This is a genomic window from Blastococcus sp. TML/M2B (assembly GCF_016612865.1).
Lineage (GTDB): Bacteria > Actinomycetota > Actinomycetes > Mycobacteriales > Geodermatophilaceae > Blastococcus.
Window position 1 is genome coordinate 1,302,661 of record NZ_JAENZZ010000001.1, and the last position, 15,874, is coordinate 1,318,534.

Genomic DNA, 15,874 nt, shown 5'->3' on the forward strand with positions numbered 1-15,874 from the left:
GCACCCGGTCAGCCGAGCAGGGCACCGACGGCCACGACCGCGCCGACGACCGCGAGCAGCAGGAGGAGCCCGGTCACCGCGACCGGGACGACCACCCAGCGGCGCTTGAACCGCCGGCGCCGGGGGCGCGGTGCCGCCTTCCGCTCCCGCCGGTGGTCGGCCAGGTGCCGCGCCTGGTCGCGGGCGTCGCGGGCGACGGACCCGAGCAGTGAGCGGGACGCCGACGCGAGCGCGAGCAGGTCCGCGACCTCGATGCGCTCCGGCGCGTTGCCCGGCACCGGCCCGGGAGCCGGCGGGGGCGGCGGGGGAGCCGCCGGCGCCGGTGTGCGGCCGGCCGCCACCCGCGTGAGCTGGGCGCGGGCGGTGGCCGCGTCGGTGCGCTGCGCCGGGTCCTTGGTCAGCAGGCCGCGCAGCACCGGGTCCAGGGGGCCGGCCCGCAGCACCGGCGCCGGGTGCTCGGAGACGACGGCCAGCAGGGTGGCCATCGAGTCGCCGGCGTCGAACGGCGGTCGCCCCTCGACGGCCGCGTAGAGGGTCGCGCCCAGGGACCACAGGTCGACCGGTGGGCGGGGCTCGTCGCCGTGTGCCCGTTCCGGGGCCATGTAGGACGGCGAGCCGATCAGCGCGCCCTGCGTGGTCAGGCTGGAGTCGCCGGTGGTGGTGGCGATGCCGAAGTCGGTCAGGCAGGCCGCGCCGTCCGGGCCGACCAGCACGTTGGCCGGCTTCACGTCGCGGTGCACGATGCCGAGCGCGTGCGCCGCCTCCAGGGCGTCCAGCACGTCGAGCCCGATGCGGGCCACCTCTGCCGGCGGCAGCGGGCCGCGCTCCTCGAGGATCTCCTGCAGGCTGCGGGCGGCGACGTGCTTCATCACCAGCCACGGCCTCTCGTCGGCCTCGACGACGTCGTAGACCGTGGTGACGTGCGGGTGGTCGAGCTGCCCGGCGGCGCGCGCCTCCCGCATCGTCCGCTCGTGGAGGACGGCCCGCTCCTCGTCGGTGACGTGCAGCGGGAAGGTCACCTCCTTGACCGCCACCTGGCGCTCGAGGACGAGGTCGGTGGCCAGCCAGACGGTGCCCATGCCGCCCTGGCCGAGCACGTGCTCGAGGGCGTACCGGCCGCCGAGGACGTGCGTGCGGGGTCCGGTGTCGGCGCTCATGCGGTGCTTGCTACCCAGGCCGGGCGGGCGGACGCTCGGAGCCGTGGCCGGGCATTCCACCCGTTCGTGTTCTGCGCGGTCGTACCACCCTTCGTAACCTCGTGATGTCCGAGCGTCACCACGGGGGTGAGCGCGTGGGGGATCCGTGTCGTGGTGGGTGTGGGTGCTCATCGGCTGGGCGCCTGCTGGCCGCCACGGCCGCCGTCGTGCTCGGCCTGGCCATCCGGAACGCCGACCGCCGGGAGCTCGGGGACCGCGACGTGGACCCCGAGCCACCCCCGGCGGACGACGACTGAGCGGGTCAGGCGTCGCGCAGCTCCCGGCGGAGGATCTTGCCGGTCACCGTCTTGGGCAGCTCGTCCACGAGGACGACGCTGCGCGGGTACTTGTAGGCCGCCATCCGCTCCTTGCAGTGCGCGATGAGCTCCTCCTCGGTCGCCGACGTCCCGGGCTTGAGGCTGACGAACGCCTTGACCGTCTCCCCGCGCTTCTCGTCGGGGACCCCGACCACCGCCGCTTCCCGGACGGCGGGGTGCTCGGCCAGGACGTCCTCGACCTCGCGCGGCCACACCTTGTAGCCCGACGCGTTGATCATGTCCTTCTTGCGGTCGACGATGAACACCCAGCCGTCGGGGTCCATGAAGCCGACGTCGCCGCTCTTCAGCGCCCCGCCGGGCAGGTTCGCCGCCGTCTCCTCGGGCTTGCCCCAGTAGCCGGCCACCACCTGCGGGCCGTCCGCGACGATCTCGCCGATCTCGCCCAGCGGCAGGTCGTTCCCCTCGTCGTCCTGGATGCGGACGATCGTGTTCGGCGCCGGCACCCCGACCGACAGGGCGCCCGAGGTCGGGTCGACCGGTGACGGGGAGCCGAACGGCGTGACCGTCATCGGCGAGGTCGTCTCGGTCAGACCGTAGGCGTTGTGCACCTGCTTGCCGGTGGCCTCGAAGAACCCCCGCTCGGCCGTCGGCGAGATCGCCGCGCCGCCGGAGTAGATCGAGGTGAAGGACGCGAAGTGGTCCCGGGTGAACCCCGGCGCGTTGAGCAGCGCGCTGAATGCGGTGATCGCCCCGATCGTGAAGGCCGGCCGGTGCTCCAGGAGCGCGTCGAGCACCACCTGCGGCTCGAACCGGTAGGCCAGCACCAGCGGCGCCGGCGCCAGCATGCTCACCGCGATGTGCCCGATCAGGCCGGTGATGTGGAACAGCGGGGCGATGCCGAAGATGGCGCCGTCCCGGCCGGCGTGCACCCAGTCCCGGTAGACCTGCGCGGTGAAGACGACGTTGCGGTGGGTGTTCATCGCCCCCTTGGGCACCCCGGTCGTGCCCGAGGTGTAGGTCAGGAACGCGACGTCGTCGGGCGCGAGGGACACCGGGGGCGGCGCCGACCCCCGGTGCTCGGCGACGAACTCGGAGAAGTCCGTCGTGCCCTCGTGCCGCTGCCGCTCCAGGCCCGCGAACAGCCGCTGGTCGTCCCGCGTCTGGAACTCCAGCTCGCTGGTGGTGAGGACCAGCCGCACGTCGGTGTCCGGGACGACGTCCGCGGCGATCTCCGCGTACAGCGACTCGAGGGAGACCAGGACCGTCGCGCCGGAGTCCTCGAGCAGGTACGACAGCTCCCGGGCCCGGCTCATCGGGTTGATCGACACCATGACGCCGCCGGCCTTCCAGGCCGCCACCATGGAGATGACGAACTGCGGCACGTTCTGCAGGTAGACCGCCAGCCGGTCGCCCCGCTGGAAGCCCGACGCGAGCAGCCCCGCGGCCAGGCCGTCGCTGAGCTCGTCCAGCTCCTGCCGGGTGAGCACGCCGTCGAAGTAGCGCAGGGCCACCGCGGACGGATCGCGCGCCACCCCGGCGCGGAACATGGTCAGGGCGTCGTCGAACTCGATCTCGTAGTCGGCCGGCTGGTCCCCGTAGCGCGCCAGCCAGGGCCGCTCGTCGTACGCGCTCACCGGGCGGCTACTTGATGACGACGGGGTTGACCGGCGTGCCGGCGGCCTTGGCCACCTTGAGCGGCGCCGCGACGTAGAGGAACTCGTACCGCTTGTCGTCGGCGCAGTCGGCGGCCAGCTTCTCCAGGTCGGCGATCTCGGTGAGGGTGACCCCGAGGTTGCGCATGAGGGCGCTGTGCAGGACCAGGGCGACGCCGTTGTTCGGGTCGTAGGTGACCTCGTTGGCGATCGTGTCGGTGACCAGGTTGGGGATCTCCATGTCCTGGAACCACTGCACGAGCTCGGGGCTGTAGACCAGGCCGGGCTCGTTGAAGCCCTCGTAGAACGCGTCGCCCTGCTCGTGGAACAGCTGCAGGAAGTTGGTGCGGATGATCAGGATGTCGCGCTTCCGCAGCTCGACGCCCTGGGCCGCGGCGCACTGCTCCAGGTCCTCGTGGGTGAAGGTCTCGCCCTTGTCGAGGGTCTCCTTGCCGCGGAAGCGGGCCATGTCGAGCAGCACCGCGCGACCGACGATGCCGCGCTCGGCGATCGGCAGCACGCTGGCCTTCTCCAGGCCGCCGACGGTGCTGCGCGCGTCGTAGCCGTTCCAGATCTTGCCGTCGTACCAGAGGTGGCCCAGCGCGTCGTACTGCGTGGAGCCCTGCAGGTAGGCGTCGATCTTGTCGTCGGCGTAGTGCAGGCCGCCGGGGAACGCCGCGCCCTTGCCGCCCTCGTCCCAGTCGCTCTCGTCCAGGACCTGGGTGCGGACGGCGGGCGTGCGGCCGGGCCAGACGGGGTCGCCCTTCGGGTCGCCGATGAGCCGCTGGAGGGTGAACACCTTGCCCGCGCTCACCAGACGGACGGCGGCCAGCACCTGCTCCGCGCCGAGGTAGTTCAGGGCGCCGACCTCGTCGTCGTCGCCCCACTTGCCCCAGTTCGTCGGGGCGTCCTTCAGCAGCTCGGTGAGGGCGGGGGCGGTCGGGGTCGCGTCGGTCACGGGGGCCTCCTGGGCTGGGGAGCGGGTCGGTCCGGACTATTCGCCGGTGTGGTGCCGATCACAACCATCTGCCACATTCGACGCAACCGCTCCGCACCCGCCGATCGCCGAGAGGTCCGCCATGAGCACGCTCCAGCCCGCCGTCCCCGAGTCGGTCTTCACCTACGGCGCTCCCCAGCTGAAGTTCGGGACGGGCGCCTCGGACGAGATCGGTTTCGATCTCAGCCGCTACGGGGTGAAGCGGGTGCTGGTGGTCACCGACGCCGGGGTGGCCGCCACCGGGCTGCCGCAGCGGGTGGCCGACCAGATGGACACGTTCGGCATCGAGGCGCGGGTCTTCGACGGCGTGCACGTCGAGCCCACCGACCAGAGCCTGATCGCGGCGATCGAGGAGGCCCGCTCGACCGGGCCGTGGGACGCCTTCGTCGCGGTCGGGGGCGGCTCGAGCATCGACACCGCCAAGGCGATCAACCTGCTGACGACCAACCCCGGCGAGCTCATGGACTACGTCAACGTGCCGGTCGGGAAGGGGGAGGCGCCGCCGGAGCAGCTCAAGCCGCTGATCGCCGTCCCGACCACCACCGGGACGGGTGCGGAGAGCACCACGATCTGCGTGATGGACGTGATCTCCGCGCGGGTAAAGACCGGGATCAGCCACGCGCGGCTGCGGCCGACGATGGCGGTGATCGACCCGGCGCTGACGCTGACCCAGCCGCCGGGGGTGACCGCCGCCGCGGGCATGGACATCCTCTGCCACGCGCTGGAGAGCTACACCGCGCGCTGGTACACGACCTACGAGCACAAGACGCCCGAGCAGAGGGTGCCGTACTGCGGGTCCAACCCGATCTCGGACATGTGGTCGGAGAAGGCGCTGTCGCTGCTGGCCGGGTCGTTCCGGCAGGCGGTGCGGCACGGGGACGACGAGCAGGCGCGGGCGGACATGGCGATGGCGGCGACCTTCGCCGGCATGGGCTTCGGCAACGCGGGGGTGCACATCCCGCACGCCAACGCCTACCCGATCGCGGGGCAGGTGCGGGACTTCCACCCGAAGGACTACCCGGCGGGCGAGCCGATGGTGCCGCACGGGATGTCGGTGGCGCTGACCGCGCCGGAGGCCTTCCGGTTCACCTTCGACGCCTCGCCCGAGCGGCACGTCCGGGTGGCGCAGCTGCTGGCACCCGACGCCGACCGGCCCTCGGACGCCGCGGAGTTCCTGCCCACCGTGCTGGCCGAGCTGATGCGCGACATCGACATCCCGAACGGAGTCGGGGCGGTCGGGTTCTCCGAGGGGGACGTCCCCGACCTGGTCGAGGGCACGATGAAGCAGCAGCGGCTGCTGGCGACCTGCCCGAAGGAGGTCACCGAGGACGACATCGCCGGGATCTTCCGGCGCTCGATGTCGCTCTGGTGATCAGCTCGCCCGGACGACGCTCTTCGTGACCTGCGCGGCGGCGACGACCTCGCCGTCGACGGTGGCCTCCGCGCGCAGGAAGGCCACCGCGCGGCCGCGGCGCAGCACCGTGCCGGTGAGGTCGACCCGCTTGCCCGCGGCCACCGGCCGCATGAGGGAGACGGTGAGGTCGTGGGTGACCGCGTGCTCCTCGTCGGACAGCGACGGCAGCAGCGCGAGGAAGCCGGCGACGTCCATCAGCGTGTAGATCACCCCGCCGTGCAGGACGCCGACCTGGTTCTGCGCCGGCCCGTCGACCGGGAACCAGATGCCGGCGGAGGGGTCGGCGGGGTCGCGGAGCTGCATCCCGAGGAACCGGTGCAGGGGGATGTCGAGCACCGCCTGCACCCGGGCGGCGACGACGTCGGGGGAGGGCGTGCTCACGAGCCGGCCGGGGGGTCGGCAGCGGCCAGGACGGCGAGGGCCGCGTTGCCCAGCTCGGCGCCCTTCGTGCGGAAGTGCCGGGTGAAGTAGGCGACGTGCTCCTCGTGCTCGTGGAAGTGCAGCGGCGTCAGGACGCCGGAGAGCACGGGGACGCCGGTGGCGAGCTGGACCTGCATGAGCCCGCTGATGACCGCCGACGCGACGTACTCGTGCTGGTAGATGCCACCGTTCACGACGAGCCCGACCGCCGCGATGGCGTCGTACCCGCCGCTTCGCGCCAGCCGCTGGACGGTCAGCGGGATCTCGAAGGCGCCCGGCACGTGCACGACGTCCGGCGCGGGGTGCCCGGCGGCCTCGACGACCTCGCCGAAGGCCTCGACGGACCGGTCGACGATGTCGGCGTGCCAGCGGGAGGCGACCGACGGCGATCCGGGCGGGGGTGGCTGACTGGGGCATGGGAACTGCCTCCGTTCCTCGTCGCTCGGCGCGGTGGGGCGGGTGGGGCTCGAACCCACGACCCAGGGATTATGAGTCCCATGCTCTGACCAGCTGAGCTACCGCCCCGTCGTCCCCAGCCTGCCAGAGAGGCCGGGATCACATCCGCGGCCCGCGCGCTGGTCGCGTCGGCGAGTCCGCCGGCCGACGCGGTGCGCGCCGTTATCGCCCTGTGACATGACCGCCCGCTGGCACTACCGTCGTCCGCGGTCCACCGGGCCCGGGCCTCGACACCGGGCGCCCCGGGCGGACCCCGCCGCACGCGCCGGCCCGACGGCCGCCGCGACCCCCGGGACCCACCGCGGTCCTGAGAGGAATGGAGAACCGTCGCGTTGGCGAGCTCGCACCGCCGGACCACCACGTCCCCGTCCCGCCGACGACGTCTGCGGACGTCCCTCGCCACGAGCGCCGTCCTCGCCGCGGCGCTCCTCGGGGCACCCGCGGCCTCGGCCGCCCCCGCCGACGACGCACGTGTCGACCAGGCCCGTGCGCAGCACGACGCCGTCGCCGCGCAGATCGCCGCGCTCGGCGCACGTGTCGCGGAGGCGGAGGACGACCTCCAGCGGATGGCGATCGAGGCGGAGGCCGCCAGCGGGGAAGCGCTCGCGGCCCAGGCCGCCCTTGACACCGCCACCCGGGAGGCCGAGGCGGCCGCCGCCGCGCTCGCGGAGGCCGAGCGGGCGGTGGGCGAGGCCGAGGAGGACGTCGCGACGGTGGGCCGCCAGGCGTACATGGGCGGCGGGCAGGACACCTTCGGCGACCTCGGCCTGCTCCTCGACGCCCGGGGCCCGGGGGAGCTGCTCCAGCAGGCCGCCACGCTGGACGTGCTCGCCGGAGGCCGCGCCGAGGTCCTCGCGGCCATGGAGGTCGTCGAGGCCGCGCAGGCGCGTGCCGAGCGCGCCGCGCAGGCGTCGGTTGCCGAACGCGACCGGGCCGCCGTCGCCGCCGCGGAGGCCCAGGCCGCCGCCGAGGCCCAGCTCTCGGGAGCCCAGGAGCGCTTCGACGCCCTGGCGGCCGAGAAGGCCGGGCTGGACCAGCAGCTGCGCGCCGCCGAGATCACGCTCCTGCAGATGCAGGGTGCCCGCGACGCGGCCGAGGCATGGGAGGCCCAGCAGCTGCGCGAGCTCGCGGCCGCCGCCGCCGCGAACGCCGTCACGACGTCCAACGTGCCCTCAGGTGCCGCGTCCCGCTCCGGCGGCGCCGCGGCGGGGGCGATGAGCGCACCGTCCGGTGCCGTGGCGCTCACGAGCGGGCGGGTCACCTCCTGCTACGGCTCCCGGTGGGGCACGCTGCACGCAGGCGTCGACATCGCCGCACCCATCGGCACGCCGGTCTACGCCCCCGAGGGTGGCGTGGTGCTCCAGGCCGGCCCGGCCAGCGGCTTCGGCCTGGCCGTCGCCCTGCAGCACCGCGACGGCACGATCACGATCTACGGCCACGTCAACCAGTTCTTCGTCAGCGCGGGCCAGAGCGTCTCCACGGGTCAGCAGATCGCCGAGGTCGGCAACCGGGGTCAGTCCACCGGCCCGCACCTGCACTTCGAGGTGCACACCGGCGGCCTGTACGCCAACCGCGTCAACCCGGCGCCCTGGCTGAGCCAGCGCGGCATCTCCCTCGGCAGCTGCTGAGCACCCGGCACGTGCCCGTACCGGACCATGGGGCGGTGCGGGCGCCGGGACGAGCTGACACCACCTGGCTGCGGGCCGCGCTGCTGGTCCTGCTGCTCGCCGCCGGGGCGGTCGTCGCGCTGACCGTCGACCTGCCGGACGTCGACGCCGTCCGCGGCCGACTGGACGGCGCCGGCGCGGTCGGCTGGGCCGCGCTCGTCGGCGCGGTCGCGCTCGTGCTCACCGCACCCGTGCCGCGCACCGCGGTCTCCGTGCTGCTCGGCGTCGTCGCCGGGTTCCTGCCCGGCCTGCTGGTGGCGCTGGGGGGCGCGATGGTCGCCGCCGTCCTCGGCTTCGGGCTGGCCCGCTGGCTCGGCCGGTCCGCGGTCACCCGGTTGGCCGGCCCGCGCCTGGACCGGCTGGACCGGCTCCTGGTCGACCGGGGGTTCGTCGCGCTGCTGGTCGGGCGGCTGATCCCCGTCGTCCCGTTCGTGGTGCTCAGCTACGGCTCGGGTCTGACCGCGATGCGGCTGCTGCCCTATGCCGCGGCCACCGCGCTCGGCATCCTCCCGAGCACCGTCGTCCAGGTCGGGGTGGGCGCCTCCGCCCCGGCGCTCGTGTCCGGCGCTACGGCGGCCGTCGCCCTGCCGCTGGCCGCGCTCGTCCTGGCCGGCGTGGTGTGGTTCCGCCGCCGCCGGGCGGGCCTCAGCCCCTCCTGAACAGCCGGCCCAGCGCGGCCGCCGGGCCGCCCATCGTGCGGGCCGCGAGCTGCAGGATCGGGCCGCCCGGGATGCCCGGCACCTTCTGGACGATCGGTGCCAGCTGCAGCAGGCCGCCGACGTCGTGCACCCGCAGCTGCCGCCGGGCCGCGGCGGGCACCGGGTTGATCCGGCCGGACGCCGCCTCGAGCAGCAGCTCCGCCGAGCCCTCCACCGCCGGGCCCTCGTGCGCGCCGGCGGGCACGGGGGAGACCCGCCACCCCTCCGGATCGGCGTCGAAGGACCAGCCGCCGTCCGGCGTCGCCAGGGTGACCCGGCCGGTGATGCCGCACGACGTGGCCAGGGCGCCGGTGACGTCGACGAGCGCCGCCAGCCCCGACTGCAGCACGTCGGCCGGCGGGGGCTCGGCGCCGCAGGAGACCAGGTCCAGCCCGTGCACGGCCAGCTCGTAGGCCTGCCCGAGGACGACGCTGAGCAGCGGGAGGCGCCCGACGACGGACACCGTCGGCGCGGTGTCGAGCTCGACCGGCGCCTCGGCCAGGTAGCGCGCCGTCGCCTCGCGGTTGCGGTGCAGGGCGGCGAGCACCTCCTCGCGCGACGCCGCCGCGTGCGCGGCGGTGATCCGCGCGTTGACCGCGTCGGGATCCGGCTGGGCCCCGGTGGCGCCGGTCCGGGCGGAGGCGACGAGGTCGGCCATCGCCGCGTGGTCGTCCCAGCAGCCCAGGTGCACGCAGATCTCGTGCGCCCGCCACCCCGGCAACCGGGACGGGCGCTCGAGGTCGATGCCCTCGGCCTGGCCGATGAAGGAGTCCCACGCCGCGAGCACCCGCGTGCGCACCTCGTCGCGGCCGGCGTCGGCCATGCCCTGGTGTCGTCCCATGACCGTTCGCCTACCCCGGGCGGGTGGCCGGCAGGCGTGCGTGAGTACCTGTCCGCGGGGAGACGTGGCTCACCCCCGGGGGTGAGGGGAGTCAAGCGACCGTCGGGGGAGGTCGACATCACCGGTGTGACCAGCGCGTTCACCGGAGATCGCCGCCGCCGCGGCGGACCGGCGGGGCCCCGCCGAGCGGGTGCCCTCCGCCGGCTCCTCGGCGTGCTGCGCGCGCGACGGGCTCTACCGTCCGCTCGCGGAGGACGACGACCGCGTCGCCTTCTGGGTGCGGCACGTGCGCTACGGCATCCTGCTCAGCGAGCTCTGCGCGCTCGCCGTCGGCGTCTACGCCCTCGTCACCGAGACCCCCGGCCGCCAGCACCCGGTGATCCTCGGCATGGCCGGCGTCGTGGTGCTCGGCTCCCCGCTGCTGCTGCTCCTGCCGCTGCCGGCGATGATGCGCGACCACCGCGGCCCCACCATGTTCTACCTCTGGACCCTCGGCACGAGCGCGGTCATCCTCACGGCGACCTGGATCGACGGGGGCGCGTCCAGCCCGCTGGACGCCATGCTGTTCCTGACCCTCACCTACATGGCCGCGGCCTACCCGCCCTACGGCGTGGTCGCCATGGGCTCGGTCATGACCGCCGGTTACGTCGTGCTCTTCGGGACGTCGGGGCTCACCACGTCGGGAGCCTTCTTCATCGCCGTCCTGGTCGCCTTCACCCTCATCTGCACGATGGCCTCGGCCAACTCCTGGGCCGCGCACGACCGGCAGGTCCTGCTCATCAGCACGCAGACGACGCTCGCCTCGACCGACCCGCTCACCGGCATCCCGAACCGCCGCACGCTGGTCGAGCGGCTCTCCGGCGCCGTCGACGCCGCCGCCTGGGGGCACCGCTCGGTGGTCTGCCTGGTCGACCTGGACGGCTTCAAGGGCGTCAACGACCGCGACGGCCACGCCGCCGGCGACGCGATGCTCAAGGCGGTCGCCTCCATCCTGGGCGGCGTCCTCCGCGAGACCGACACCGTCGCCCGGCTCGGCGGCGACGAGTTCGCCGTCCTCGCCGACGTCACCGAGACCTTCTCCGCCGAGCTGCTCGCCGAGCGGCTGCGGCAGGCGGTCGCGCTGGTCGGCTCGGGCAGCGGCGTCACCGCCAGCATCGGCGTCGCCGACGTCGTGCCAGGGGAGGACGTCGCCGAGCTCATGCACCGGGCGGACGCCGCGATGGTACCGGGCCAAGGCCGACGGCGGCAACCGCTTCGCCCTGATCGCCGCCTGACCCCGGCCGCGACACGCCGCCCTGTACCGGCGGTACCACTGTCTGTTGCCGCTTTCGCCTACGCTGAGTGACCAAGCGGGACGCCCTGGCGGAGCAGCCGCGCCGAGCTCCCCGCGAGGGTGCGTTCCCGCGCCGCCGGGTGCCGCAGATCCCGGAGGACGCCCTGGACGGACGGCCATGTGTCGTGCTATGGCCGCTGACCAGCGGGAAAGCGGCCGATCCGGTCTCTCCTGTCACATCGGGCACAAGCGCCCCACTCGGGCTGGCGCGATCGGGTCACCATCGTGCAGACTGTTCGCGGGAGCCCTGCTCCGCCACTGCCGAACACAGCCAGTCACCGAATCGATGGGTCCGTAGGGGAAGACGAGACCGATCGAGTCGATGGAGGTGCCCCGTGCAGCGACGGTCAACCCAGGGTGTCGTCTTCGTGCACGCGTGCCCGAAGGCGCTCTGCCAGCACGTCGAATGGGCGCTCGAGCGCGTCGTCGGCGCGCCGGTCTCCCTGTCGTGGGACGAACAGCCCGCCGCGCACGGTGCCTACCGTGCGGAGGTGGCCTGGACCGGGGCGCCGGGAACCGGCGCCCGGCTGGTGGCTGCCCTGCGCCAGTGGCCGATGCTGCGTTTCGAGGTCACCGAGGAAGCCAGTCACGGCAACGACGGCGAGCGCATGTCGTACGTGCCCGGCCACGGTGTCTTCCGCGCGCCGACCAGCGCCAACGGCGACATCATGATCAGCGAGCAGCAGCTGCGGCACCTCGCGGCGACGGCGTCCTCCGCGGAGGCGTTCCGGCACGGGGTCGATGAGCTCCTCGGCGCCCCCTGGGACGCCGACCTGGAGGTCTACCGGCACGCCGGCGACGGCAGCCCGGTGACCTGGCTGCACCAGGTCGTCTAGACCTGACCTGGACGGGGTCGTCCGGGTGCCTGCGGGGAAGCGGCACCCGGGCGAACCTCTTCCATGTGGTGCTCCGCCACCGACGGCGTCCACCCTCAGCTCCGAGCGTCCTCCCTCGTGGTGCGCGGTGGGGGAGGACGCTCGACGATCAGGTCACCTGATCGTGGCGGGGGTGGTCAGAGCGGGATGTTGCCGTGCGCCCCGCGGCCGTGCGGGGCGGCGGTGAGCGCCGCGATCAGCCGGCGCCGGGTGTGCGCGGGGTCCACGACCTCGTCGACGACGCCGATCTGCACGGCCCGGTTCACGCCGCCGGCGATCCGCTCGTGCTCCTCGGCCAGCTGCGCGTGCAGCGCCTCGCGCTCGCCGGGCTGGGCGGCGGCGAGCTTCTTGCGGTGCAGGATGCCGACGGCGGCCTTGGCGCCCATGACCGCCACCTCGGCGCCGGGCCAGGCGAACACTGCGGTGGCGCCCAGCGAGCGGGAGTTCATCGCGATGTAGGCGCCGCCGTAGGACTTGCGGGTCACCAGCGTCACGCGCGGGACCACGGCCTCGGCGAAGGCGTGCAGCAGCTTCGCGCCGCGGCGCACCACGCCGTCCCACTCCTGGCCGACGCCGGGCAGGTAGCCGGGCACGTCGACGAGCACCACGAGCGGCACCCCGAAGGCGTCGCACATCCGCACGAACCGGGCCGCCTTCTCCGCCGACGCGGAGTCCAGGCAGCCGCCGAGCCGGATCGGGTTGTTGGCGATCACCCCGACGGTGCGGCCCGACAGCCGGCCCAGCGTGGTGACGACGTTCGGGGCGAACCGCGGGTGCAGCTCCAGGCCGGGGCCGTCGAGGACGGCGCCGACCAGCGGCTTCACGTCGTAGGCCCGCTGCGGCTGCTCGGGCAGCAGTGCCTTGAGGTCGACGTCCGGCGCGTCACCGGCCGGCGCGAACGAGCCCTGCGCGGCGAGCAGGTCCACGGCGGTGCGGGCGGTCTCCAGCGCGGCGGGCTCGGAGTCGGTAACGACGTGCACGACGCCGGAGCGGCGGCCGTGGGTGTCCGGCCCGCCGAGGGTCTCCTGGTCGACGTTCTCGCCGGTCACCGAGCGGACGACGTCGGGACCGGTGACGAACACCCGCCCGGCCGGCCCCATGATCACGATGTCGGTGAGCGCCGGGCCGTAGGCCGCGCCACCGGCGGCCGCGCCCAGCACCACCGAGATCTGCGGGATGCGGCCCGAGGCCCGCACCATCGCGGCGAACACCTCGCCGACGGCGTGCAGCGCGGTCACGCCCTCGGCCAGCCGAGCGCCGCCGGAGTGCCAGATGCCGACGACCGGCACGTGCTCGCGCAGCGCGGTGTCGATCGCGTCGACGATGTGCCGGCAGCCGTCCACGCCCATCGCCCCGCCCATGACGGTGGCGTCGGTGCAGAAGGCGATCGCCCGGCTGCCCGACACCCGGCCGCGGGCGGCCAGCACCCCCGAGGTGTCCCGGGAGGCCAGCAGCTCCATCGACCCCTCGTCGAAGAACCGGGAGAGCCGGTCCTCGGGGTCGCGGGGGTCCGGCGTAGCAAGGAGCGGGGCGGCGGGCGCTGTCGTCACGGGACCTCCACGAGAGGGGTGGTGCGGGTGGATCGCGCTCGCCGTCAGGCGGTGGTGAACACCAGCGCGATGTTGTGGCCGCCGAAGCCGAAGGAGTCGTTGACCGCGGCGGTGAGGGAGGCGCGGCGGGGCTCGCCGCGCACGATGTCGAGCGCCTGCACGTTGGCGTCGTCGTCGGGGTTCTCGAGGTTGGCCGTCGCCGGCACGACCTGCTCGCGCAGCGCCAGGATGGCGAACACCGACTCCAGCGCACCGGCGGCGCCGAGCAGGTGGCCGGTCTGGCTCTTGGTGGCGCTGACCAGCACGTGGTCGCCGATGGCGGAGCGGATGGCGGCGGCCTCCGCGGTGTCGCCGACCGGCGTCGAGGTGGCGTGCGCGTTGACGTGCCCGACGTCGGCCGGGCTCAGGCCGGCGTCGCGCAGCGCCGCGGTGATGGCGCGGGCGGCGCCCTCGCCCTCGGGGTGCGGGGCGACCAGGTCGTAGCCGTCGGCGGTGCCGGCGGCGCCGGCCAGGCGGGCGTGGATGCGGGCGCCGCGGGCCTTCGCGGAGTCCTCGCGCTCCAGGACCAGCGCGGCCGCGCCCTCGCCGAGCACGAAGCCGTCGCGGGCCTTGTCGAACGGGCGGGAGGCGCGCTCGGGCTCGTCGTTGCGGGTGGACATCGCCCGCATCGCGGCGAAGCCGGCCATGGGCAGCGGGTGCACGCAGGCCTCGGTGCCGCCGACGAGGACGACGTCGGCGCGGTCGAAGCGGAGCAGGTCCAGGCCCCAGCGGATCGCCTCGGCGCCGGAGGCGCAGGCGCTGACCGGCGCGTGCACGCCGCCCTTCGCGCCGATCGAGAGCCCGACCGCGGCGGCCGGCCCGTTGGGCATGAGCATCGGGATGGTGAAGGGGGAGACCCGCTTGGGGCCCTTCTCCTCCAGGACGTCGTCCTGACCGAGCAGGGTCAGCGCGCCGCCGATGCCGGTGCCGATGACGACCGCGATCCGCAGCGGGTCGACCCCGGCGTCACCGGCGCCGGAGTCCCGCCACGCCTCCTCGGCGGCGACGACCGCCACCTGCTGGCTGCGGTCGAGCCGGCGGGCGCGCACCCGGTCGAGCTGCTCGGCCGGGTCGGTGCTCAGCCGGGCGACCAGCTGCGCGGGGTACTCCTTGATCCAGTCGTCGGTGATGCGGCTGACCCCCGACCGTCCGGCGAGCAGCGCGTCCCAGGTGCTGGGCACGTCGCCACCCAGCGGGGTGGTGGCCCCGAGGCCGGTGACGACGACGTCGGACGTGCTCATGGCTGTTCCTCCTGGAGCTGCGGTCGGGCGACCGGGGGTCGGCTGCGTCAGCCCTGGTTCTTCTCGATGTAGCTGATGGCGTCACCGACGGTCTTGATGTTGCCGAGCTCGTCGTCGGGGATGGCGACGCCGAACTTGTCCTCGACGGCGGTGGCGATCTCGACCATCGACAGCGAGTCGACGTCGAGGTCCTCGGTGAAGGACTTCTCGGGGGTGGCGTCGGCGGGGGTCACACCGGCGACCTCCTCCAGGATCTCGGCCAGACCGGACTGGATCTCCTGGGTGCTGCTCACGCGGCGGGTCCTTTCGTCGGCCGGGACGGGGTGCCCCGGAGTTCTGTGGTGGAGCGGTTCAGGGGAGGCGGAGGACCTGGCCGGCGTAGGTCAGGCCGGCGCCGTAGCCGAGGACCAGGGCGAGGTCGCCGGACTTCGCCTCGCCGGACTCCATCAGCGCGCCGAGCGCGAGCGGGATGGAGGCGGCCGAGGTGTTGCCCGAGCGCACGATGTCGCGGGCGATCACCGTCTTCTCGTCGAAGCCGAGCTTCTTGGTCATCGACTCGATGATGCGGAGGTTGGCCTGGTGCGGCGCGAACACGTCGATGTCGGCAGGGGTGACGCCGGCCCGCTCCATCGCCTGCGCCAGCGCGTCGGTGAGCTTGGTCGTGGCCCAGCGGTACACGGCCTGGGCCGGCCATCGCCATGAACCCGCTGTCGATGATCTCGATGGCGGAGTGCTGGTCGCCGTCGCTTCCCCACGCGACCGGGCCGATGCCCGGCTCGTCGGAGGCGCCGACCACGGCGGCTCCCGCGCCGTCGGCGAAGATCACCGCCGTCGACCGGTCGGTCATGTCCGTGACGTCGGTGAGCCGCTCGACGCCGATCACGACGGCGTTGCGCGCGGATCCGGCGCGGATCGCGTCGGAGACCAGGCCGAGGGAGTAGCAGAAGCCCGCGCAGCCGGCGTTGAGGTCCAGCGCGCCGGGGCGCGGGATGCCCAGGCGGTGCGCGACCTGCGGGCCGATGCCCGGGATGGGCCGGCGCAGGCTCGCGCTGGCCAGGATCACGAGGTCGATCTCGTCGGGGGCCAGCCCGCTGGCGGCGATCGCCTTGCCGCCGGCCGCGGTGGCCATCTCGACGAGGGTCTCGTCGTCGTCGGCCCAGCGCCGCTCCGCGATGCCGACCCGGCTGTCTGGATCCACTCGTCGCTGGTCTCCATGA

15 protein-coding genes, 1 tRNA gene and 1 pseudogene are annotated in these 15,874 nt (G+C 74.1%); 5 read left to right on the forward strand and 12 right to left on the reverse strand.

Annotated features, from left to right (window positions below; translation table 11 throughout):
- Window positions 1-8 precede the first annotated feature (8 nt).
- The 3 genes from JKP75_RS06370 to JKP75_RS06380 all read right to left on the reverse strand — a co-directional run bounded on the left by JKP75_RS06370 (window position 9) and on the right by JKP75_RS06380 (window position 4,084).
- Entirely contained in the window at window positions 9-1,157 is a 1,149-nt protein-coding gene (locus tag JKP75_RS06370) for a serine/threonine-protein kinase (RefSeq protein WP_200492855.1), read from the reverse strand.
- Window positions 1,158-1,458: 301 nt separating this feature from the next.
- Window positions 1,459-3,108, reverse strand: coding sequence for an AMP-binding protein (locus JKP75_RS06375; RefSeq protein WP_200492116.1), 1,650 nt, complete (start codon window positions 3,106-3,108; stop codon window positions 1,459-1,461).
- Window positions 3,109-3,115: 7 nt separating this feature from the next.
- The gene (locus JKP75_RS06380) at window positions 3,116-4,084 is read right to left on the reverse strand and encodes a cyclase family protein (RefSeq protein ID WP_200492115.1); all 969 of its coding nucleotides are present in this window, start codon (window positions 4,082-4,084) and stop codon (window positions 3,116-3,118) included.
- A gap of 121 nt (window positions 4,085-4,205) precedes the next feature.
- On the opposite strand from JKP75_RS06380, the gene JKP75_RS06385 reads away from it, so the two are divergent.
- A complete protein-coding gene (locus tag JKP75_RS06385) occupies window positions 4,206-5,495 on the forward strand; it encodes a hydroxyacid-oxoacid transhydrogenase (protein ID WP_200492114.1) in 1,290 nt (429 codons plus the stop codon).
- Here JKP75_RS06385 and JKP75_RS06390 read toward each other — a convergent pair whose 3' ends face one another.
- The 3 genes from JKP75_RS06390 to JKP75_RS06400 all read right to left on the reverse strand — a co-directional run bounded on the left by JKP75_RS06390 (window position 5,496) and on the right by JKP75_RS06400 (window position 6,482).
- Window positions 5,496-5,918: a PaaI family thioesterase gene (locus JKP75_RS06390; protein WP_309229570.1), complete on the reverse strand. Its 423-nt coding sequence runs from the start codon at window positions 5,916-5,918 to the stop codon at window positions 5,496-5,498.
- The gene (locus JKP75_RS06395) at window positions 5,915-6,433 is read right to left on the reverse strand and encodes a 6,7-dimethyl-8-ribityllumazine synthase (RefSeq protein WP_200492856.1); all 519 of its coding nucleotides are present in this window, start codon (window positions 6,431-6,433) and stop codon (window positions 5,915-5,917) included. Before JKP75_RS06395 ends, JKP75_RS06390 begins: the two co-directional genes overlap by 4 nt.
- Window positions 6,409-6,482: transfer RNA gene (locus tag JKP75_RS06400), tRNA-Ile, on the reverse strand. Before JKP75_RS06400 ends, JKP75_RS06395 begins: the two co-directional genes overlap by 25 nt.
- Window positions 6,483-6,745: 263 nt before the next feature.
- Between JKP75_RS06400 and JKP75_RS06405 the strand changes: the two genes are divergently transcribed.
- Window positions 6,746-8,041: a peptidoglycan DD-metalloendopeptidase family protein gene (locus JKP75_RS06405; protein WP_242471995.1), complete on the forward strand. Its 1,296-nt coding sequence runs from the start codon at window positions 6,746-6,748 to the stop codon at window positions 8,039-8,041.
- An 11-nt stretch (window positions 8,042-8,052) separates the two neighbouring features.
- Window positions 8,053-8,739 (forward strand): VTT domain-containing protein, encoded by a 687-nt coding sequence (locus JKP75_RS20725; RefSeq protein WP_200492857.1) that lies wholly within the window; start codon window positions 8,053-8,055, stop codon window positions 8,737-8,739.
- Here the strand turns inward: JKP75_RS20725 and JKP75_RS06415 are convergent.
- Window positions 8,726-9,619, reverse strand: coding sequence for a maleylpyruvate isomerase N-terminal domain-containing protein (locus JKP75_RS06415; RefSeq protein WP_200492111.1), 894 nt, complete (start codon window positions 9,617-9,619; stop codon window positions 8,726-8,728). The genes JKP75_RS20725 and JKP75_RS06415 overlap by 14 nt on opposite strands.
- Window positions 9,620-9,809: 190 nt before the next feature.
- Here JKP75_RS06415 and JKP75_RS23705 point away from each other — a divergent pair, with 190 nt between their 5' ends.
- The gene (locus JKP75_RS23705; RefSeq protein WP_200492858.1) at window positions 9,810-10,964 is read left to right on the forward strand and encodes a diguanylate cyclase; all 1,155 of its coding nucleotides are present in this window, start codon (window positions 9,810-9,812) and stop codon (window positions 10,962-10,964) included.
- 323 nt (window positions 10,965-11,287) lie between these two features.
- Entirely contained in the window at window positions 11,288-11,788 is a 501-nt protein-coding gene (locus JKP75_RS06425; protein WP_200492109.1) for a DUF3145 domain-containing protein, read from the forward strand.
- Window positions 11,789-11,964: 176 nt separating this feature from the next.
- On the opposite strand, the gene JKP75_RS06430 is transcribed toward JKP75_RS06425, so the two are convergent.
- From JKP75_RS06430 to JKP75_RS20740, 5 genes and pseudogenes are all read right to left on the reverse strand, one after another.
- Window positions 11,965-13,377, reverse strand: a complete 1,413-nt coding sequence (locus JKP75_RS06430; protein WP_309229572.1) for a carboxyl transferase domain-containing protein — start codon at window positions 13,375-13,377, stop codon at window positions 11,965-11,967.
- A gap of 44 nt (window positions 13,378-13,421) precedes the next feature.
- Window positions 13,422-14,657: a beta-ketoacyl synthase gene (locus JKP75_RS06435; protein WP_200492859.1), complete on the reverse strand. Its 1,236-nt coding sequence runs from the start codon at window positions 14,655-14,657 to the stop codon at window positions 13,422-13,424.
- Window positions 14,658-14,704: 47 nt separating this feature from the next.
- Window positions 14,705-14,950, reverse strand: a complete 246-nt coding sequence (locus tag JKP75_RS06440) for an acyl carrier protein (protein ID WP_040336827.1) — start codon at window positions 14,948-14,950, stop codon at window positions 14,705-14,707.
- 58 nt (window positions 14,951-15,008) lie between these two features.
- A complete protein-coding gene (locus JKP75_RS20735; protein ID WP_309229575.1) occupies window positions 15,009-15,335 on the reverse strand; it encodes a 3-oxoacyl-[acyl-carrier-protein] synthase III C-terminal domain-containing protein in 327 nt (108 codons plus the stop codon).
- Between the two features lie 121 nt (window positions 15,336-15,456).
- A pseudogene (locus tag JKP75_RS20740) lies at window positions 15,457-15,786 on the reverse strand (3-oxoacyl-ACP synthase); the annotation flags it as partial.
- Window positions 15,787-15,874: the final 88 nt, after the last annotated feature.